The organism is Citrobacter sp. RHBSTW-00570 (assembly GCF_013739755.1).
GTDB lineage: Bacteria > Pseudomonadota > Gammaproteobacteria > Enterobacterales > Enterobacteriaceae > Citrobacter > Citrobacter braakii.
In genome coordinates this window covers 1,142,890-1,162,379 of record NZ_CP056399.1, presented here as the reverse complement: position 1 = coordinate 1,162,379, position 19,490 = coordinate 1,142,890, and the positions used below count along the sequence as shown (strand labels likewise).

The 19,490-nt window shown below is 51.2% G+C and carries 21 protein-coding genes and 1 pseudogene; 9 read left to right on the top strand and 13 right to left on the bottom strand.

All coding sequences use genetic code 11. The annotated features are described in order from the left end of the window. The first annotated feature begins 23 nt into the window (after positions 1-23). The 6 genes from HV237_RS05550 (at position 24) to mutS (ending at position 6,940) form a co-directional block, all read left to right on the top strand. A complete protein-coding gene (locus HV237_RS05550; protein WP_046274816.1) occupies positions 24-1,211 on the top strand; it encodes an HD domain-containing phosphohydrolase in 1,188 nt (395 codons plus the stop codon). A 69-nt stretch (positions 1,212-1,280) separates the two neighbouring features. Then, positions 1,281-2,057 carry a winged helix-turn-helix domain-containing protein gene (locus HV237_RS05545; RefSeq protein ID WP_046274815.1) on the top strand — a complete coding sequence of 259 codons (777 nt, stop codon included), beginning with the start codon at positions 1,281-1,283 and terminating at the stop codon, positions 2,055-2,057. Continuing rightward, on the top strand, positions 2,054-2,527 hold the full coding sequence (locus tag HV237_RS05540; RefSeq protein WP_047357880.1) for a hypothetical protein: 474 nt from the start codon (positions 2,054-2,056) through the stop codon (positions 2,525-2,527). Before HV237_RS05545 ends, HV237_RS05540 begins: the two co-directional genes overlap by 4 nt. A 108-nt stretch (positions 2,528-2,635) precedes the next feature. Further along, on the top strand, positions 2,636-3,226 hold the full coding sequence (locus tag HV237_RS05535) for a Crp/Fnr family transcriptional regulator (RefSeq protein ID WP_249415301.1): 591 nt from the start codon (positions 2,636-2,638) through the stop codon (positions 3,224-3,226). 136 nt (positions 3,227-3,362) lie between these two features. Next, positions 3,363-3,968, top strand: a complete 606-nt coding sequence (locus tag HV237_RS05530) for a hypothetical protein (protein WP_047357882.1) — start codon at positions 3,363-3,365, stop codon at positions 3,966-3,968. 410 nt (positions 3,969-4,378) lie between these two features. Next, entirely contained in the window at positions 4,379-6,940 is a 2,562-nt protein-coding gene (mutS, locus tag HV237_RS05525; protein ID WP_047357884.1) for a DNA mismatch repair protein MutS, read from the top strand. A 79-nt stretch (positions 6,941-7,019) separates the two neighbouring features. On the opposite strand, the gene rpoS is transcribed toward mutS, so the two are convergent. Both rpoS and nlpD read right to left on the bottom strand, forming a co-directional pair. Further along, on the bottom strand, positions 7,020-8,012 hold the full coding sequence (rpoS, locus tag HV237_RS05520) for an RNA polymerase sigma factor RpoS (RefSeq protein ID WP_000081498.1): 993 nt from the start codon (positions 8,010-8,012) through the stop codon (positions 7,020-7,022). Positions 8,013-8,074: 62 nt separating this feature from the next. Further along, complete coding sequence (nlpD, locus tag HV237_RS05515; protein WP_230330220.1) at positions 8,075-9,157, bottom strand: murein hydrolase activator NlpD; 1,083 nt, start codon at positions 9,155-9,157, stop codon at positions 8,075-8,077. On the opposite strand from nlpD, the gene HV237_RS26135 reads away from it, so the two are divergent. Beyond that, the gene (locus HV237_RS26135; RefSeq protein WP_225622947.1) at positions 9,060-9,287 is read left to right on the top strand and encodes a hypothetical protein; all 228 of its coding nucleotides are present in this window, start codon (positions 9,060-9,062) and stop codon (positions 9,285-9,287) included. The genes nlpD and HV237_RS26135 overlap by 98 nt on opposite strands. A 32-nt stretch (positions 9,288-9,319) precedes the next feature. Here HV237_RS26135 and HV237_RS05510 read toward each other — a convergent pair whose 3' ends face one another. The 10 genes from HV237_RS05510 to cysD form a co-directional block, all read right to left on the bottom strand. Further along, on the bottom strand, positions 9,320-9,946 hold the full coding sequence (locus tag HV237_RS05510; RefSeq protein ID WP_003034172.1) for a protein-L-isoaspartate(D-aspartate) O-methyltransferase: 627 nt from the start codon (positions 9,944-9,946) through the stop codon (positions 9,320-9,322). Beyond that, positions 9,940-10,701, bottom strand: a complete 762-nt coding sequence (gene surE, locus HV237_RS05505) for a 5'/3'-nucleotidase SurE (protein WP_016154207.1) — start codon at positions 10,699-10,701, stop codon at positions 9,940-9,942. Before surE ends, HV237_RS05510 begins: the two co-directional genes overlap by 7 nt. After that, positions 10,682-11,731: a tRNA pseudouridine(13) synthase TruD gene (gene truD / locus HV237_RS05500; protein ID WP_016154208.1), complete on the bottom strand. Its 1,050-nt coding sequence runs from the start codon at positions 11,729-11,731 to the stop codon at positions 10,682-10,684. Before truD ends, surE begins: the two co-directional genes overlap by 20 nt. Continuing rightward, positions 11,728-12,207, bottom strand: coding sequence for a 2-C-methyl-D-erythritol 2,4-cyclodiphosphate synthase (gene ispF, locus HV237_RS05495; RefSeq protein ID WP_016154209.1), 480 nt, complete (start codon positions 12,205-12,207; stop codon positions 11,728-11,730). Before ispF ends, truD begins: the two co-directional genes overlap by 4 nt. Further along, positions 12,207-12,917: a 2-C-methyl-D-erythritol 4-phosphate cytidylyltransferase gene (gene ispD / locus HV237_RS05490; protein WP_016154210.1), complete on the bottom strand. Its 711-nt coding sequence runs from the start codon at positions 12,915-12,917 to the stop codon at positions 12,207-12,209. Before ispD ends, ispF begins: the two co-directional genes overlap by 1 nt. 17 nt (positions 12,918-12,934) lie before the next feature. Next, positions 12,935-13,246 (bottom strand): cell division protein FtsB, encoded by a 312-nt coding sequence (gene ftsB / locus HV237_RS05485; protein ID WP_003034163.1) that lies wholly within the window; start codon positions 13,244-13,246, stop codon positions 12,935-12,937. A gap of 215 nt (positions 13,247-13,461) precedes the next feature. Further along, the gene (locus tag HV237_RS05480) at positions 13,462-13,785 is read right to left on the bottom strand and encodes a DUF3561 family protein (protein WP_016154211.1); all 324 of its coding nucleotides are present in this window, start codon (positions 13,783-13,785) and stop codon (positions 13,462-13,464) included. A gap of 47 nt (positions 13,786-13,832) precedes the next feature. Beyond that, positions 13,833-14,438 carry an adenylyl-sulfate kinase gene (cysC, locus tag HV237_RS05475; protein WP_019077557.1) on the bottom strand — a complete coding sequence of 202 codons (606 nt, stop codon included), beginning with the start codon at positions 14,436-14,438 and terminating at the stop codon, positions 13,833-13,835. Next, entirely contained in the window at positions 14,438-15,865 is a 1,428-nt protein-coding gene (cysN, locus tag HV237_RS05470) for a sulfate adenylyltransferase subunit CysN (protein ID WP_016154213.1), read from the bottom strand. The genes cysC and cysN overlap by 1 nt, the downstream gene beginning before the upstream one ends. A 9-nt stretch (positions 15,866-15,874) precedes the next feature. Next, positions 15,875-16,783 carry a sulfate adenylyltransferase subunit CysD gene (gene cysD, locus HV237_RS05465; protein ID WP_003034152.1) on the bottom strand — a complete coding sequence of 303 codons (909 nt, stop codon included), beginning with the start codon at positions 16,781-16,783 and terminating at the stop codon, positions 15,875-15,877. A gap of 254 nt (positions 16,784-17,037) precedes the next feature. Here cysD and HV237_RS05460 point away from each other — a divergent pair. Then, a pseudogene (locus tag HV237_RS05460) lies at positions 17,038-17,259 on the top strand (aminopeptidase); the annotation flags it as partial. A 116-nt stretch (positions 17,260-17,375) separates the two neighbouring features. Next, positions 17,376-18,008: a hypothetical protein gene (locus HV237_RS05455; RefSeq protein ID WP_001567369.1), complete on the top strand. Its 633-nt coding sequence runs from the start codon at positions 17,376-17,378 to the stop codon at positions 18,006-18,008. A gap of 28 nt (positions 18,009-18,036) precedes the next feature. Here HV237_RS05455 and HV237_RS05450 read toward each other — a convergent pair whose 3' ends face one another. Beyond that, on the bottom strand, positions 18,037-19,440 hold the full coding sequence (locus HV237_RS05450; RefSeq protein ID WP_001567368.1) for an ISNCY-like element ISKpn21 family transposase: 1,404 nt from the start codon (positions 19,438-19,440) through the stop codon (positions 18,037-18,039). Positions 19,441-19,490: the final 50 nt, after the last annotated feature.

The following is a 19,490-nucleotide window of genomic DNA, read 5'->3' as shown; positions in this document are numbered from 1 at the left end:
ATTTAATTCTCATAAAGGATTTTATGAAAATATCTGTTCAAACCGTACTTGATCTTCTGCACAGCATTATGCACCCGCTTTCTCCTGAACTGGTGCATCATTTGCAACGCACGGGTCTCATTTGCTGGTATCTCGGAAATCGAGCCGGTTTTGACAGTGCAACCATCAATAACGCCTGGCTTGCGGGTATGTTGCACAATATCGGGGCGCTGAGCAAAGTGCATCCCTTCAGTGGCCCCCATGGTAAAGCCTTTATTGAAGAGCATGGACGACTTGGCGCCTCAATGATGTCCGGCGTACGTTTTTTACAGCCAGTGACCGCAATTCTTGAAACGCGCCACGCGGATGCCTTGGGTTACACGCAGAATACAATGCTAAATACCTGGCATCTGGTGCATCTGGCCGATGAGTTTGAGCTGTGGCTGCGCGGGATTGAAGGTGACTATGTGGCCCAACGGAATAATATTGTTTCCGGTTTTCTGGCCAGTAGCCCACTATGGCCATCGTGCCTGGTCGAGGCGCTACAGGATGCCAGCCATGAGGATGGTTTCTGGTTTCGCCTGAGTTCGCCCTCATTACAACAGGTGCTGCGCGTTATCAGCCCGCTCAATGATGTGGTGCTGGATCACCATGATTTTCTGGAGGTCTGCCTGCTGATTTCGAATATCGTCGATAAATACAGCAGCTTTACGCAGACTCACAGTACCAGCGTGGCTCACGTGGCGGCGAAGCTTGCGGAGCTGTACGGCTGCGATCGCTACACCCAGGATAAAATCCGCATCGCGGGGTACCTGCACGATATTGGCAAGCTGGGTATTCCACTGGAAATCCTCGAGAAGCAGGGAAAGCTGGAGCCGGACGAGTATGCGCAAATGAAGCGCCACAGCTATAAGACGCTGGAGATGCTACACCCCATTGAAGAGCTGGGTGAAATCGTACACTGGGCGGCAAGACATCATGAACGCCTCGACGGCAGCGGCTACCCTTTTCGTCTGGGTGCGGCTGCGCTGGATATCCCTTCGCGTATTATTGCTGTGGCTGATGTTTTCACCGCGATGATCGAGAACCGCCCCTATCGTCAGGGGATGTCCAGCGAAAAAGCATTGATTATTCTGGAGGAAGAGGCGTCAAATTTTCGTCTGGATCGGGACATTGTCGATCTGCTAAGCCATAATATTGCAGTGCTCAGACCTTTGGTTGCGATGTACTAAGCCAGGCATAACCCGAAATCGCAGCCGCGCAGAATGCATATTCTATAAATTTACCGAAAGAAAACGCGAATGAAATATTTGATAGCCAATAGAGTCATTTACGATAGCGAGAGCGGGGAACTTGTGGTCAAGGAACCCGGAAACGAGCAAAGTAAAAGGCTAACAAATACCGCTAACCGTATTCTTTCGTTGCTGATTGCGTCGCCAGGCCGGGTACTTGAACGTGATTATCTTCTGGATAAAGTCTGGGAGGAAGCGGGCCATCCGGGTTCCAGTTCATCGCTGAGCCAGTACATTAGTATCCTCAGAAAAACATTAACGTCCTTAATATTCATTGAGGAAATTATTGTAGCCGTACCCAAGGTGGGCTTTTACTTCTCACCGGAAATCGCCGTCGAACTGCAGAATGATGAGGAAAGGGTGAGTACCACACCTCTTCCGGTATCCCTGCGTAAGGCGGCAACGAAGGATAAAAAAAATCTCTGGCTGATCGCGGCTATCGCGTTTTTGCTGCTGGCCAATCTGTGGATACTCAGCCAGAAACAGGAATCACCGCGTTTTGCAGCGGAATACAGCATTGGTGAAATCGGGAGCTGCAAATTTACTGCCTATGAAGATTTATCGGAGGAAGTTGACCCTCAGGTCATGAATATTATCCGTCAGCTACAGCCTGAACTTGAGCAAAAGTGTGCCCGGAAACCCGCGCAGATTATGGTTTATTTTCAACCCAGCGTTCTTTACGGTAGCCATGGTCGGTTTTTCTACTCTTATTGTCCAACAGATAAGGCAACAGCAAAAATTGTCTATTGTGAGAACCATTACGCTTTTAACTGGAAATTAAAATGAAGCTGATGACAACCTTAGTGCTGGCAACGGTCGCGTTGATTTGTCTGTTAACATGGCAACTAAACCTGCGATCGGGTGTTTATTTTGACGAACGCTGCTTTGCTAATGCCACCTATGTTGACGCTTCGGATAACGCTCTCTTATTCAAAGGGAATATCACGTTTGAATTTAACAAGAACGAAACGGGTGTATTTAATCTTTCGGGCAACATTGACTATCAGGGGCGTCAATATCGATTGTCGCGTTATATAACATTTACCTATCATAACGTCAGCGGCAACCAGTATCGCATGAATACGACAACAAAAGATATCATGGCTCACGATAATGTGCCGGAAGACATTGCCCTGCTGACAACAAAAATATTTGGAATGGAAGGGAAATACGTTATCTTCTTAGACAAAAAAGACAATAACTATATTACGATTGCAAATACCTTATCACCCTTAATGAACTGTGTGATTCAATAACAGGGATAGTGTTATACATTCACTATGAAAAGAAATAATTGTGTCAATTGTGAAGAGTGCGGTTTTGCAGAACTGTGCTCCGCCTATCTGTTCAGGCAGAAAGATCCATTGTTTATCCGCAATCTGGAGACAGAAAAGAAGATTGCCAGAGGTGAATATATTTATCGTCGGGGGGAGAAAATAGACGCGCTATATGCCCTACGTAGCGGGGCCGCTAAGGTTTACGATACGCGCGGGCAACTGATGGGGATCGTTTTGCCAGGACAGGTGATGGGCGTGGAAGAGCTGCACATCGGGTACAGTCAGCAGGATATTCAAGCCGCAACGGAAATAGAAGTTTGCGTACTGAGAAGCGATCATTTCTACGAAATGAGCCAGCTGATGCCAGGATTTACAGATTTTATTGTCAGGATCCTGTCACGTTCGGCGCAGGAAAAACAGCAATTTATTTCAGTATTGACCAAAAGTGATACCTTGCAGAAGGTTCAATATTTCCTGCAACTGTTGTCTCGCACTTATAAAGAGTATGGCTTTGAGCATCTCAACCTTGAGTTACCGATCAGTAAGAAAGAACTGGCCCAGGTTCTGGGCATTTCGATATCCACCTTGTCGCGTGCCCTGGATAGCCTGAAGGATCAGGGGATTATTTCCATGCTAAATAAAAAAGAGATAACGCTAATGGTGTCAGACAAAAAATAGCGTCTGAATGAGGATCTTCTTGTAATTTCTTAGTTTCATCTCAAAAAATCAGTAAATCATTTATTGTCCAGTGTATCCCTTTGAGGAAAGCACCGGACTCATTTTTCTTAAAAACAAAGAGTTAAGGTTTTTCCCAATGTCGTTTGTCGTATTCTCTGATGATATTTTTTTTACCCGGTCTGCGGGAGGGCTGATGCCAATAGATAGCCTGCGCGAAGATAACTTATGTATTATTGATATTGAATCTTTCTTCAGCTTGCATGATATTAAACATCGTGTTTGTAATGAACTGACCGACGGCTATTCTATCATTTTTGTAAAAGGCCGAGGGATGTTATCAAAGGTGCTCTCATCACTGGAGGGTATCTCCAGAACCGCCTCTGTAACTGAGTTTATCCGGTATATTAATGAAGGCCGAAGATATACTGTCTATCATATACTCACCATAATTGATTATTTGCGGGAGCTACGTAACCTTACCCATACCGAGATTTCCGTAGCCTGTGCGTTACGCCGACAAATAAATATTAATGCCACATCCCAACTTCTGCACTGCTCAACGAAAGCAGTGTATCAGCGGGTATCAGCCTTGGCTCAGAAAATGAACCTCAGATACGGTACCCAAATCCAGTATTTCTTGTACCGCGAATATACCATTGAGGAACTCCAGCAGATAAATTGCATGAAACATCGTCCTGATACCGGTTTATTCCAGAATAATGGACCGACCCCACATCTGTAAGCAGATTCGCTCCTCACGACGAGGCCTGTCTAATGGCCTCCTTACTGAGGTATCGCCCCGGTTGTCGTAAAGGTTGAATCACCACGGATTTAACAGACACCTCAGAGTCATTTATGGACTTATCTTTGTCGCCAGGCTTCATCATTTCTACCGCTTTAAACGAAAGTAGCTTTCCCTCTTGTTTTCCTGCCATAAAGACTCCGTTATCATGCACCTTATGCAGTCATGAACATCAAGGTAGGTTACCCTGTATATGCCCATATTTTACCCAGGTATAGGTTGGCAAGGCACACTTTACCCCACCTTTAAATGTAGGATTTCATGATATTCGATGAGACAACGTGAAACTTAATGATAACCACAAAAATCACTAACTCATTAAAAATTAAGAAAATGGACATCATAAACCGATGAGTACAATAGAAAACTTAGACTCCCACACCCCCATGATGCAGCAGTATCTCAAGCTGAAGGCTCAGCACCCGGAAATACTGCTGTTTTACCGCATGGGCGACTTTTACGAACTGTTTTATGACGATGCGAAACGCGCGTCTCAGCTGCTTGATATCTCCCTGACCAAACGCGGCGCATCTGCAGGCGAGCCAATCCCGATGGCAGGCATTCCTCATCATGCGGTAGAAAACTACCTCGCCAAGCTGGTCAATCAGGGTGAGTCTGTTGCTATTTGTGAACAGATAGGCGATCCGGCAACCAGCAAAGGCCCGGTTGAGCGCAAAGTGGTGCGTATTGTCACACCAGGCACCATCAGTGATGAAGCGTTGTTGCAGGAACGCCAGGACAACCTGCTGGCCGCCATCTGGCAAGACAGTAAAGGGTACGGCTACGCTACGCTGGATATCAGCTCCGGGCGTTTTCGTGTCAGTGAACCCGCTGACCGCGAAACCATGGCCGCGGAATTGCAGCGCACCAACCCCGCTGAATTGCTGTATGCCGAGGATTTTGCCGAAACCTCGCTGATAGAGGGACGTCGCGGCCTGCGTCGTCGTCCGCTGTGGGAATTTGAAATTGATACCGCCCGTCAGCAGTTAAATCTGCAGTTCGGCACGCGGGATCTGATTGGCTTTGGCGTGGAAAACGCCCCACGCGGGTTATGCGCTGCCGGCTGTCTGCTGCAATACGTAAAAGATACCCAACGCACTTCGCTTCCGCATATTCGCTCCATCACCATGGAGCGTCAGCAGGACAGCATCATCATGGACGCCGCCACACGCCGCAATCTGGAAATCACCCAGAACCTGGCGGGCGGGGTGGAAAACACGCTGGCTTCAGTACTCGACTGCACCGTGACACCGATGGGTAGCCGTATGCTCAAGCGCTGGCTGCATATGCCGGTCCGCGACACCAAAATCCTCACCGAGCGCCAACAGACCATCGGCGCGCTGCAGGATACCACCAGCGAATTACAACCCGTGCTGCGTCAGGTAGGCGATCTGGAGCGTATTCTGGCACGTCTGGCTCTGCGTACTGCGCGCCCGCGCGATCTGGCCCGTATGCGTCATGCCTTCCAGCAATTACCCGAACTGCGCACACAACTGGAAAACGTAGATAGCGCCCCCGTGCAGATGCTGCGCGAGAAAATGGGTGAGTTTACTGAGCTGCGTGAACTGTTGGAGCGTGCCGTCGTGGAAGCTCCGCCAGTGCTCGTACGTGACGGCGGCGTCATTGCCCCAGGCTACAATGAAGAGCTTGATGAGTGGCGAGCGCTGGCTGATGGCGCCACGGACTACCTCGACAGACTGGAAATCCGCGAACGCGAACGCACCGGTCTGGACACGCTGAAAGTAGGATTTAACGCCGTGCACGGCTACTACATTCAGATCAGCCGTGGGCAAAGTCATCTGGCGCCAATTAACTACGTACGCCGCCAGACATTGAAAAACGCCGAACGCTACATTATTCCGGAACTGAAAGAGTACGAAGACAAAGTTCTGACCTCAAAAGGCAAAGCGCTGGCGCTGGAAAAACAGCTGTATGACGAACTGTTCGACATGCTGCTGCCACACCTGGCTGATTTGCAACAGAGCGCCAGCGCGCTGGCGGAGTTGGACGTGCTGGTCAACCTCGCGGAGCGTGCTTATACCCTGAATTACACCTGTCCGATCTTCACCGATAAACCCGGTATTCGTATTACCGAGGGACGTCATCCGGTGGTTGAACAGGTGCTGACCGAGCCGTTTATCGCCAACCCGCTTAACCTCTCGCCTCAGCGACGGATGCTGATCATCACCGGCCCAAACATGGGGGGTAAAAGTACCTATATGCGCCAGACTGCGTTGATTGCGCTACTGGCCTATATCGGCAGCTACGTTCCGGCACAGAAAGTCGAGATCGGGCCTATCGATCGTATCTTTACCCGCGTGGGCGCGGCGGATGATCTGGCATCGGGTCGTTCCACCTTCATGGTAGAAATGACCGAAACCGCCAACATTCTGCATAACGCCACCGAGAACAGTCTGGTGCTGATGGATGAGATTGGACGCGGCACCTCCACCTACGACGGCCTGTCGCTGGCATGGGCATGCGCAGAAAATCTGGCGAATAAAATCAAAGCATTAACTTTATTTGCGACCCACTACTTCGAACTGACGCAGTTACCGGAGAAGATGGAGGGCGTCGCTAATGTGCATCTGGATGCGTTAGAGCACGGCGATACCATCGCCTTCATGCACAGCGTGCAGGATGGCGCGGCGAGCAAGAGCTATGGTCTGGCAGTCGCTGCCCTGGCTGGCGTACCGAAAGAGGTGATCAAACGCGCGCGGCAAAAACTGCGCGAACTGGAAAGCATTGCGCCAAATGTTGCCGCAACCCAGGTCGACGGTACGCAGATGTCGCTGCTGTCAGTACCGGAAGAAACGTCACCCGCCGTTGATGCGCTGGAAAACCTCGACCCGGATTCGCTAACGCCTCGCCAGGCGCTGGAGTGGATCTACCGGTTGAAAAGTCTGGTATAGCAATAAGAGCCCGATAGCAGTAACCCTAAAGAAAAAGGCCAGTCTCAATGAGACGGGCCTTTCTTGATAGAACTTGTGCTTACTCGCGGAAAAGCGCTTCGATATTCAGTCCCTGAGTCTGCAGAATTTCACGCAGACGACGCAGACCTTCAACCTGAATCTGGCGAACACGTTCACGAGTGAGACCAATTTCACGGCCCACATCTTCCAGTGTCGCAGCTTCGTACCCCAGCAGACCAAAACGACGTGCCAGCACTTCACGCTGTTTGGCGTTCAGTTCGAACAGCCATTTGACGATGCTCTGTTTCATATCATCGTCTTGCGTGGTGTCTTCCGGACCGTTTTCCTTTTCATCGGCCAGAATATCCAGCAACGCTTTTTCGGAATCGCCACCCAGGGGGGTGTCTACCGAGGTAATGCGCTCGTTGAGTCGGAGCATACGGCTAACGTCATCAACCGGTTTATCCAGTTGTTCAGCAATCTCTTCTGCACTCGGTTCGTGGTCCAGTTTATGCGACAACTCACGCGCGGTACGCAGATAGACGTTCAGCTCTTTTACAATGTGAATCGGCAGTCGGATCGTACGGGTTTGGTTCATAATCGCCCGTTCGATCGTCTGGCGGATCCACCAGGTTGCGTATGTTGAGAAGCGGAACCCACGTTCCGGGTCAAACTTCTCGACGGCACGGATAAGCCCTAAATTGCCCTCTTCAATCAGGTCCAGCAATGCCAGACCACGATTGCCATAACGACGAGCAATTTTCACCACCAGACGCAGGTTACTTTCAATCATGCGACGGCGAGATGCGACATCTCCACGCAGTGCGCGACGCGCAAAATAAACTTCTTCTTCGGCTGTTAACAGTGGTGAATAACCAATCTCACCAAGGTAAAGCTGAGTCGCGTCCAACACACGCTGTGTGGCCCCCTGCGATAACAGCTCTTCTTCAGCCAGGTCGTTATCACTGGGTTCCTCTTCACTCAAGGCTTTTTCATCAAAAGCCTCTACTCCGTTCTCATCAAATTCCGCATCTTCATTTAAATCATGAACTTTCAGCGTATTCTGACTCATAAAGGTGGCTCCTACCCGTGATCCCTAACGGAACTAGCACGTGAAAGCCTGGTTCCGCCTAATTATCGCTGCGGTAAATAGCGCAGCGGGTTTACGGATTTCCCCTTGTAACGAATTTCAAAATGCAAGCGTGTTGAACTGGTTCCGGTGCTACCCATGGTAGCTATTTTCTGCCCCGCCTTGATTTCTTGTTGTTCCCGGACCAGCATTGTATCGTTATGGGCGTAGGCGCTCAGGTAATCATCGTTATGTTTGATGATAATAAGATTACCGTAACCACGCAGCGCATTACCGGCATAGACGACGCGTCCATCTGCGGTCGCGACAATAGCCTGTCCTTTGCTGCCTGCAATGTCGATCCCTTTATTGCCACCTTCGGTAGCTGCAAAGTTTTCGATCACTTTGCCGTCAGTCGGCCAGCGCCATGTAGAGATTGGCGAGCTAGTCGACGTTGAGCTTGCAGTTGATTCGGTTGTGCTAACTGCTGGAGCCGTTACAGGCGCTGTGACCACAGTCCCAGCAGGCTTGTTGTTCGGCAACATTTTGTTAGCACTTTGTTCACCTGAATCCTCAGAATACGTAATTGTTGGTTTCGAAGCAACAGCAACGGTGGAATTTTGTGCAGGGTTGGTCACAACTCCTTGCTGTGCTGCATCCGCCTGGGTGATGGCATTGCCACCGGTAATCGGTGCGCCAGACGCGTTGCCCACTTGCAGAGTTTGACCGACATTCAGGCCATACGGGGCCGGAACGTTATTGCGTTGTGCGAGGTCACGGAAATCGTTCCCGGTGATCCAGGCAATATAGAAAAGGGTATCGCCTTTCTTAACAGTATAGGTACTGCCGCCCGTGTAGCTACCTTTCGGAATATTCCCATACTTACGATTGTATACAATACGACCGTTTTCCATCTGCACAGGCTGTTGAGCAACAGGCTGGATTTGCGTTGGCTGTGTAGTTGGTTGCTGCACCGACTGGATCTGTGGCGTCTGCTGTACGGTCGACGTCGAGCCCATTTTGGGTGGAGGCGTAATCAGCATGCCAGAACTGGTGTTCGTTGATGCACTACCGTTAACCGAGCTGACCGGCGCTGGTGGATTCGAGGTGTTTGAACAACCTGCCAACCATAGTGAAACCAGTGACAATGCCGCAATGCGGCGAACGGTAAATTTGTGGCTTCCCGCGCTCATTTATCCCCCAGGAAAATTGGTTAAAACCAGTGACGTAATCACCGTGCAAGGCACCGTCACAATACGCTTACTCTTTCGAGAATAACCAGGAAAACTCCAGGTATTCAGCAGCGCTATCTACGCAAGCTCCCCTTTCACTAAGGGAACGAAACGTACGGCCTCCACCGTATCGATAATAAATTCGCCTCCCCGACGACGCACCCGCTTCAGAAACTGGTGCTCATCGCCCACGGGTAAGACGAGAATGCCGCCCTCATCCAGTTGCATCATCAATGCGGTTGGGATCTCGGGCGGCGCTGCCGTTACAATGATAGCGTCAAACGGAGCTCGCGCCTGCCAGCCTTGCCATCCATCACCATGACGGGTCGAAACATTATGTAAATCAAGCTGCTTCAGGCGGCGACGCGCCTGCCATTGCAAACCTTTAATGCGCTCAACGGAGCACACATGATGCACCAGGTGCGCCAGAATCGCCGTCTGGTAGCCAGAGCCAGTACCAATTTCCAGCACCCGAGACTGCGGCGTTAGCTCAAGCAGTTCGGTCATTCGCGCAACCATATAAGGCTGCGAAATTGTCTGCCCCTGACCAATCGGCAGGGCAATATTGTCCCAGGCCTTATGTTCAAACGCCTCATCAATGAATTTTTCACGCGGCACGGCGGCGAGCGCATCGAGGACAAGCTCATCTCTGATGCCCTGCGCACGTAATTGTTCAAGAAGAGTGTGTACGCGTCTGCTTACCATTGCGTGTCGACTCCCACGCTGTCTAACCAGTCAGAAACCACTTCATGCGCGCCGTATGCGGTTAAATCGACATGCAGCGGCGTGATAGAAACATAGCCTTCATCGACGGCGGCAAAATCCGTATCCGGCCCGGCGTCGCACTTTTCGCCCGGTGGCCCGATCCAGTACAGCGTATTACCGCGTGGGTCCTGCTGTGGAATAACCTGATCCGCCGGATGGCGACTGCCGCAGCGCGTGACGCGAATACCTTTAATCTGATCCAGCGGTAAATCCGGCACGTTGATATTCAAAATGCGACCGGTGCGCAGCGGTTCACGACTCAGCGCCCGTAAGATACGACAGGTTACTGCGGCAGCAGTATCGTAGTGTTTATGGCCATCGAGTGAAACAGCCAGCGCCGGGAACCCCAGATGACGACCTTCCATTGCCGCCGCAACGGTACCGGAATAGATAACATCATCACCCAGATTAGGACCCGCATTAATACCAGAAACGACAATGTCCGGACGCGGACGCATTAATGCGTTCACGCCCAGATAGACGCAGTCGGTGGGCGTACCCATTTGTACGGCGATATCGCCGTTATCATAGGTAAAGGTGCGAAGTGAGGATTCCAGCGTCAGCGAGTTAGACGCGCCACTGCGGTTACGATCCGGGGCAACCACCTGTACGTCAGCAAACTCACGCAGCGCTTTCGCCAGCGTTTGTATACCGGGTGCGTGGACCCCATCATCGTTACTCAGCAATATACGCATAATCACCCATTGTGTTAATAAGTTCCCTTACAACACTGGTGGCGAAGCTACCTGCCGGTAGCCAGAAGCGTAACTCGACGGTTACGTCATCCCACCAGTTCCAGCTTAATTGTTGTGGATACAGCAACATAGCGCGACGCGACGCGTCGACTTTCTCGCGCAATAACAGAGACTGCAGCGCGGTTTCATCAGCAACAGCGGCTTTTTCAAACGCCAGTGCGTCGCGCTGAGTTCCCCACTCACCGCTGCCCGGTAATGCCGCTGTGATCATCAATTCTTTCTCATCGACGCGACGCTGTAATTCAGTGTGTTCTTCCTGTGTGGCGACAAACCAGCTTCCGCGTCCGGATAATTGTAGCGCATCGCCGTCAACAACTTGATTAAAGTCTGTTTTTTTCAAGCGTTCACTGACTATCTGATTAAACAACGCGCTACGGGCCGCCGACAACCAAAAACTGCGTTTATTGCGATCGCGCACCGGCGCATCGCTTTGTGCCCAGCGCAGCGCCCCTTGCAGGTTGCTACCGCCAATACCAAAACGCTGAGCGCCAAAATAGTTCGGTACGCCGCGTTCGCTAATCGCCTGCAAACGCGCTTCAACGTCATTTCGCTCGCTCACTTCACGCAACACCAGCGTAAATTCGTTGCCTTTCAGCGCCCCTAAACGCAGCTTACGCTTGTGGCGCGCGTACTCCAGAACTTTACAGCCTTCGAGCTCAAATTTGCTTAGATCAGGCATTGCATTGCCCGGTACGCGCGCGCACAGCCACTGTTCCGTGACCGCATGCTTATCTTTCTGCCCGGCAAAGCTCACTTCACGGGCGTGAATTTTCAGGAATTTCGCCAGCGCGTCAGCCACAAAACGGGTGTTACAACCGTTTTTCAGGATGCGCACCAAAACATGCTCGCCTTCGCCATCCGGTTCGAAGCCTAAATCTTCGACGACAACAAAGTCTTCCGGATTCGCTTTCAGGACGCCATGGCCCAGTGGTTTGCCATGGAGATACGTCAGATCGTCAAACACAGTCATTTCGGTGCCTTAATGAGTAACGCCACTGCTTCACAGGCAATCCCTTCCCCACGCCCGGTAAAACCGAGTTTTTCCGTGGTGGTCGCTTTCACGTTAACATCATCCATATGGCAGCCGAGATCTTCGGCAATAAACACGCGCATTTGCGGAATGTGCGGCAGCATCTTCGGTGCCTGAGCAATAATTGTCACATCCACATTACCAAGCGTATAGCCTTTGGCCTGAATACGCCGCCAGGCTTCTCGCAATAATTCACGACTATCGGCACCTTTAAAGGTCGGGTCGGTGTCAGGGAAGAGTTTACCGATATCCCCCAGCGCAGCCGCGCCCAGCAGAGCATCGGTTAGCGCGTGTAACGCCACATCGCCATCAGAATGCGCCAGCAATCCTTTTTCATACGGGATGCGCACACCACCAATGATAATTGGGCCTTCTCCGCCAAAAGCGTGTACGTCGAAACCGTGTCCAATTCGCATTATGTCTTCTCCTGGTGGGTAGTCCGGGTCAGATAAAATTCGGCCAACGCCAAATCCTCTGGACGCGTTACTTTAATATTATCAGCCCGTCCTTCAACGAGCTGAGGATGTAAGCCGCAATATTCCAGCGCCGAGGCCTCATCCGTAATGGTTGCGCCTTCGTGGAGCGCACGGGTCAGGCAGTCGTGCAACAGCTCGCGAGGGAAAAACTGCGGCGTCAGCGCGTGCCATAAATCGGTGCGATCGACCGTATGGGCAATGTCTGTTCGGCCCGGCTCCGCGCGCTTCATCGTGTCGCGTACTGGTGCCGCCAGGATCCCGCCGGTGCGGCTGGTCTCACTGATTGCCAGCAAACGGGCTAAATCATCCTGGTGCAGACACGGACGCGCGGCGTCATGCACCAGTACCCAACTGGCCTCACCTGCGGCTTGCAAACCAGCAAGGACAGAATCGGCACGCTCGTTGCCGCCATCCACTACGGTAATTTGCGGATGCGCGGCGAGTGGAAGTTGGGCAAAGCGGCTGTCGCCTGGGCTGATAGCGATAACGACTCGCGTCACCCGGGGATGAGCCAGCAGCGCATCAACCGAGTGTTCAAGAATGGTTTTATTGCCAATAGAGAGGTACTGCTTAGGACACTCTGTTTGCATTCGGCGGCCAAACCCGGCAGCCGGCACCACGGCGCAAACGTCCAATAAAGTGGCTGCCATGTTAATTCCTGGACGGTTTATCGATTGTTTTGCCCTGCAGTCTGAGCGCGTTTAGACGCGTCAGGCACCAGACGATAAAAGGTTTCGCCCGGCTTAGTCATGCTGAGTTCGTTGCGCGCGCGCTCCTCAATAGCCTCTTGTCCGCCATTGAGATCGTCAATTTCGGCAAAGAGCTGATCGTTACGTGCTTTAAGTTTCGCGTTCGTAGCTTGCTGCGCAGCAACATCATCGTTGACGCGACTATAGTCATGTATGCCGTTCTTACCGAACCACAGCGAATACTGCAGCCAGACCAATAAAGCCAGCAACAGCAGCGTTAGTTTACCCATCCTGCCCCCTGAAAAACGGCATTAACATCCCATAACTTCCGCAGACAACTTTACATCAACGGTCGGGAATGCCGCGACAACGCGGGCAAATGTACCACATTTGCCCGTTGTTACGTATACCCCGTGTAAGGAGAACATAATCTCATTGTTGGTTACGGTTTGAATTATGACCAGAGAGTGAACAACATCAGCGATTGTTAAAAAAAGGCGTTTGCCTAACCCAACAACCACAGAAATAGCGCGCCAAACATCGCCCCAACCACCAGTAGGGTGCAGGTAATGCTCAGCAGCAACAGCCCCTTCAATAGGGAGTGCAGCGCAATACCCGCAACAATCGCCACGGGCAGCAATGCGAGGAAAAAGGGCCAGGTATAAATGAAGAAAAAGAGTGTGTTAGGGCCATAAATCAGAAACGGAATCCCCAGCGCCAACAGCCACGCGATAAAACCGACCACAGCACCCGGTAGTGACCAGGTGGTTTCATCGTCGGCGGCGAAGGTATCTGACTCTGTAATAGTAATGTTATGGCTGTTACGCATATCTAATCCTGTGACCGTGACTGACCGGGCATACAAGCTCGGGTGTCTCAGGATCTGATAATATCTTCCTGCCTCAGCAGGTCTAATAATTGGGGTACCAAATTTGTTACCAATTGTTCACCATCAAGGTGAATCTCTGGCGATTCAGGCGCTTCGTATACCGAATCAATTCCGGTGAAATTGCGCAACTCACCCGCCCGCGCTTTTTTATATAGCCCTTTTGGATCGCGTAATTCGCACGTTGCCAGCGGCGTGTCGACAAAAACCTCAATAAAACGCCCTTCGCCAACGCGTTCACGGACCATTTTGCGTTCGGCGCGATGCGGAGAGATAAAGGCGGTCAACACCACAAGGCCCGCGTCCACCATCAGGTTAGCCACCTCGCCAACCCGACGAATATTCTCCTTACGATCGGCATCGCTAAACCCAAGATCGCTGCACAGGCCGTGGCGCACGTTATCGCCATCCAACAAATAGGTACTCACTCCCAGCTTGTGCAACGCCTCTTCCAGCGCCCCTGCTACCGTGGATTTACCGGAACCTGACAGCCCGGTAAACCACAGCACAACACCACGATGACCGTGGCGTTGTTCCCGCTGTTGCGGTGTAACAGGATGGGCATGCCAGACGACGTTTTCGTCATGCAGCGCCATTATTTTCCTCCCAGCAGATCGCGCGCGCCCCAGTGCGGGAAATGGCGACGCACCAACGCATTAAGCTCCAGCTCAAACGCGCTGAACTGAGAAGCCGCGGTGTGCTCCTGGACGATTGGCTCACGTACCAGCCCCGCGCCAACGGTAACGTTGGTCAGGCGGTCAATGATAATCAGCCCGCCCGTAACCGGGTTCTGCTGATAGGTATCCAGCACCAGCGGCTCATCAAAGGTCAGATTAACCAGACCGATGCCGTTTAGCGGCAACGCTTCAACATCACGTTGGGTCAGGTTATTAATATCAATCTGGTACTGCACGTTATCAACGCGTGCGCGGGTCTTCTTACCGGCGACTTTGATGTCGTAGCTCTGCCCAGGCGACAACGGTTGTTCCGCCATCCACACCACATCAACGGCAGCGCTTTGTACCGCAGGTAACGCTTCACCGGCATCAAGTAGCAAGTCGCCCCGGCTGATATCGATCTCATCTTTCAATACCAGGGTGATCGCTTCACCCGCATGTGCTTCCTGTAAATCGCCATCAAAGGTTACGATCCGTGCCACGCTCGACTCAACGCCGGATGGCAGTACTTTGACGCGTTGCCCTACCTTCACACTACCGGAGGCCAGCGTCCCGGCATAACCACGAAAATCCAGATTCGGTCGGTTCACATACTGCACCGGGAAGCGCATCGGCTGAGTATCAACTATGCGTTGGATCTCAACGGTTTCCAGTACTTCCAGTAGCGTCGGACCGCTGTACCACGACATGCTGGCGCTTTGTGAAGCCACGTTGTCGCCTTCCAGCGCAGAGAGCGGCACAAACCGGATATCCAGGTTGCCCGGCAACTGTTCAGCAAAAGTAAGATAGTCTTCGCGAATGCGGTTAAATGTCTCTTCGCTAAAGTTCACCAGATCCATTTTGTTGATCGCCACCACCAGGTGTTTGATCCCAAGTAGCGTGGAGATAAAGCTGTGACGACGGGTCTGATCCAGCACGCCTTTACGCGCATCGATCAGCAGGATCGCCAGGTCGCAGGTCGACGCACCGGTCGCCATGTTGCGGGTGTATTGCTCATGACCGGGAGTATCCGCAATAATAAATTTACGCTTCTCGGTAGAGAAATAACGGTAAGCCACGTCGATGGTGATGCCCTGCTCGCGCTCGGCTTGCAAGCCGTCAACCAATAACGCCAGATCGAGCTTTTCGCCCTGAGTACCGTGACGTTTACTGTCGTTGTGCAGCGATGAAAGCTGGTCTTCATAAATCTGACGCGTGTCGTGCAGCAGGCGACCAATCAGGGTGCTTTTCCCGTCATCCACGCTACCGCAGGTTAAAAAACGCAGCAGGCTTTTGTGTTGCTGGGCGACCATCCAGGCTTCAACGCCGCCTTCATTAGCAATTTGTTGTGCAAGTGTCGTGTTCATGGCGGCTCCTTAGAAATACCCCTGACGTTTCTTCAGCTCCATGGAGCCCGCCTGGTCGCGGTCAATCACGCGGCCCTGACGTTCACTGGTGGTTGAGACCAGCATCTCTTCGATGATTTCAGGCAGCGTCTGCGCATTCGACTCCACCGCGCCTGTTAACGGCCAGCAGCCGAGCGTACGGAAACGCACCATGCGTTTTTTAATCACTTCCCCCGGTTGCAGATCGATTCTGTCGTCATCAATCATCATCAGCATGCCGTCGCGTTCCAGCACCGGACGCTCCGCCGCCAGGTACAGCGGCACGATGTCGATATTTTCCAGCCAGATGTACTGCCAGATATCCTGTTCAGTCCAGTTGGAGAGCGGGAATACGCGAATGCTTTCGCCTTTGTTAATCTGTCCGTTGTAGTTATGCCACAGTTCCGGACGCTGATTTTTAGGGTCCCAGCGATGAAAACGATCGCGGAAAGAATAAATGCGCTCCTTGGCACGCGATTTCTCTTCGTCACGACGAGCGCCACCGAACGCGGCGTCGAAACCGTATTTGTTCAACGCCTGCTTCAACCCTTCGGTTTTCATAATATCGGTATGCTTGGCGCTACCGTGAACAAACGGGTTGATGCCCATCGCCACCCCTTCCGGGTTTTTATGCACCAGCAGTTCACAACCGTAGGCTTTCGCCGTGCGGTCACGAAACTCGTACATCTCGCTGAATTTCCAGCCGGTATCAACGTGCAGCAGAGGGAACGGCAACGTGCCAGGATAAAACGCTTTACGCGCCAGATGCAGCATTACGCTGGAATCTTTGCCGATGGAATACATCATCACCGGATTCGAAAACTCGGCGGCCACCTCACGAATAATATGGATGCTTTCCGCTTCCAGTTGCCGCAGGTGGGTAAGTCGTTTTTGATCCATAACCGTTCCTATGTAATGCCGTTATTTTGCTAACGATGCTCAGATAACCTGACTATAGGGAGGGCAAGAGGGCGAATGAAATTACGAATTGGAATGAGTAGTTCCTCAAAGGAATAACGATCCGGAAAAGCAAATATCAAAAAGTGCTTAAGCTACCGAATTTAGGGCATTTAGGAGCAAATGAAATTGTTTTACCTCGATCACGGTTTCATACTAGCGGCTAAAAATTTCTGCTTGGTATTTAAGGACTCATTATGTTTTCCGCAACGCGCCCACTTCTTGCAATCCTGGCGCTCGGCGCGTGCTTTATCCTTCCCGCACAGGCAACATCTTCCAAACCTGGAGATATCGCAAATACCCAGGCTCGATATATCGCAACGTTTTTCCCAGGCCGCGTAACGGGCTCTCCGGCAGAAATGTTGTCTGCTGATTATATTCGCCAGCAATTTCAGCAGATGGGCTACAGCAGTGATATTTGTCAAGGCTCAATTGAAATGTCCGTTATCCAGCTCAATTAAAATGACCACTTTGATCTCTCATTCTCTTTACTGATAGACTTTCCTCCGACTGAAACAACAGGATGATTGAGCCCATGCTTCGATACGAGTTAACGCCGAACAATGCAGGTTTTATACTGTGGGGAGATTCAGAAGCCCTGAATGAATTACATGAACTCATTCATTACATCGTGGATGAAAGCCCACTGATTAAAGTTAAAGACGGATTTATGTTATCCCTTGCCTATGATATTCGTAAAGCACGGGAAGGTAATCGTCGTGTTGAGCAACATCAGTATGATCAACATGATACATATAAGCTTTATGGTGTTGAGCTTTTATGGCCTCTGGTCCTGGTACAGTCCTCAATACTCAGAAACTCAATGGGTTATATTCAGACAGACAAAAACCAGCTGTCTGTCATGTATGCCTTTGAATACCTGATAGAATCAGCATTAACAGAGTCTGAGAGAACAACGTCGAATGATATTATGCTAACAGTAAAATATGCATCAGACTCTGATTTTAATTTCATTGAGGATAATATTGACAGCAGGTGCTGCTATTTTATCAGCCTATCTCCGGAGCAAAGAAAAAAGCAGTTAATCAGTATTGTTCGTTCTTTTCATTCATTATGGGGTAAGTATGCCCGTGAAAAGCAGGACATAAAGATGCTGAACGAAATGAATAATACATCATGGGTCTGGCCGGACAATATCAACTGGTGAGCAACCACTGTCCGGCCAGTGAGTACCATCAGCGGGCTCTTTTACCAAAAATGTCCTCTGAACGTGACTGAAGCTGTTTGAGTGCTTCGAGCATGTCATCATTATCCAGTGAGCGCTGGGATTTCTTCCCTTCCTGCTTTGGCCGTCGTCGGGAAGGGCCATCTCCAGCGGGAATTGACTGAGAGCGCGTGTTATCCCGCTTGCTCTGCACCAGACTGATAAACTCCAGGGTTCGGCCAAGACGCTTGTTATCGACAATCGCGCCCTGGTCGATTTCTGACAGTCGGTCGTAGGTAGAGTAGGGAAGTAGCGTACCGTTCAGGCGCAGCTCTTTTCTGCCATCAGGATAGTGATACACATCGATATATTTACCTATTGCACGGCGACTCAGTTCGCTGTCTTCAATCAGGTACAACATTTTATCATATTGTATCGTCAACGATTTTGAGACTTTACGTTTTTCACGAACAGTGAAAATAAGCCCCAGGTCCTCATCATGTTCTACAGCACGGTGTACGTCAAAATCATGTCGCGGTACTTTGCCAAAACGGCGGTTATAGTCAGCCATATAGGCCTCAGCGAAGTCATTTGCAGCCTCCATTGAACAAATGCCCTGTAACCGCAGCTCTTTGACCAGACGATCCTGTAAAGTGAGGTGAGCTCGTTCTACACGCCCTTTGGCGGGACTGGTTTCTGCACAGATAGTCTGGATGTTCAGTTCATGCATGGCTCGCCCAAACTGAGTATGCCCGTCTCCGCCTGTGGCGTGTTTATTGTTAACACGAAAAACACCGGCTTTATCGCTGTACAGTGCCAGCGGTTTACCATGCTTATCGATATAGCGCCGCGTGGCTTCGAAGTAAGAAAACGTGGACTCCGATTTAACAAACAACAGTTCCATCAGTTTGCTGGTTGCATCATCAACATAGACCAGCGCGGTGCAGGCCGGGCCACGGCCTTCAAACCAGTCGTGATCACAGCCATCTATTTGTATCAGCTCACCAGTACACGGACGCCGGTACCGTGGTTGAGGGATCCTTGCGGCACGTTGTTTACGGGGAACCCATAAGCCAGCCCGCACCATGATGCGCCGGACAGTTTCTTTGCCAAGAAACAGTCCGTGGAGTTCTTCGAGCTTTTCACGCGCCAGAGTCGGACCGAAATCAGCATAACGCGTCTTGATCAGTTCCAGAGCCTGATCTGCGAGCCCGGGTGGCAACTGGCGGTTACCACGCATGCCACATCGTCTGCTGGCCATACCAAGCGGTCCGCCTTCACGGTAACGGGCAAGAAGTCTGCGGCATTGCCTGTCGCTGATACCGAGGTGCTCGGCCGCACGGCGCGTTGTGATGCGACGTTCAATGACGTCCTGTATAATCTTGATCCGGTTGATCTCTTTCAAAGTAAACACTCCTGAGCTTTCTGCGCTCATGATATGCCTCCCGGTAGTTTAAACGGACCAGTGAAGCTTACCATAGCGCG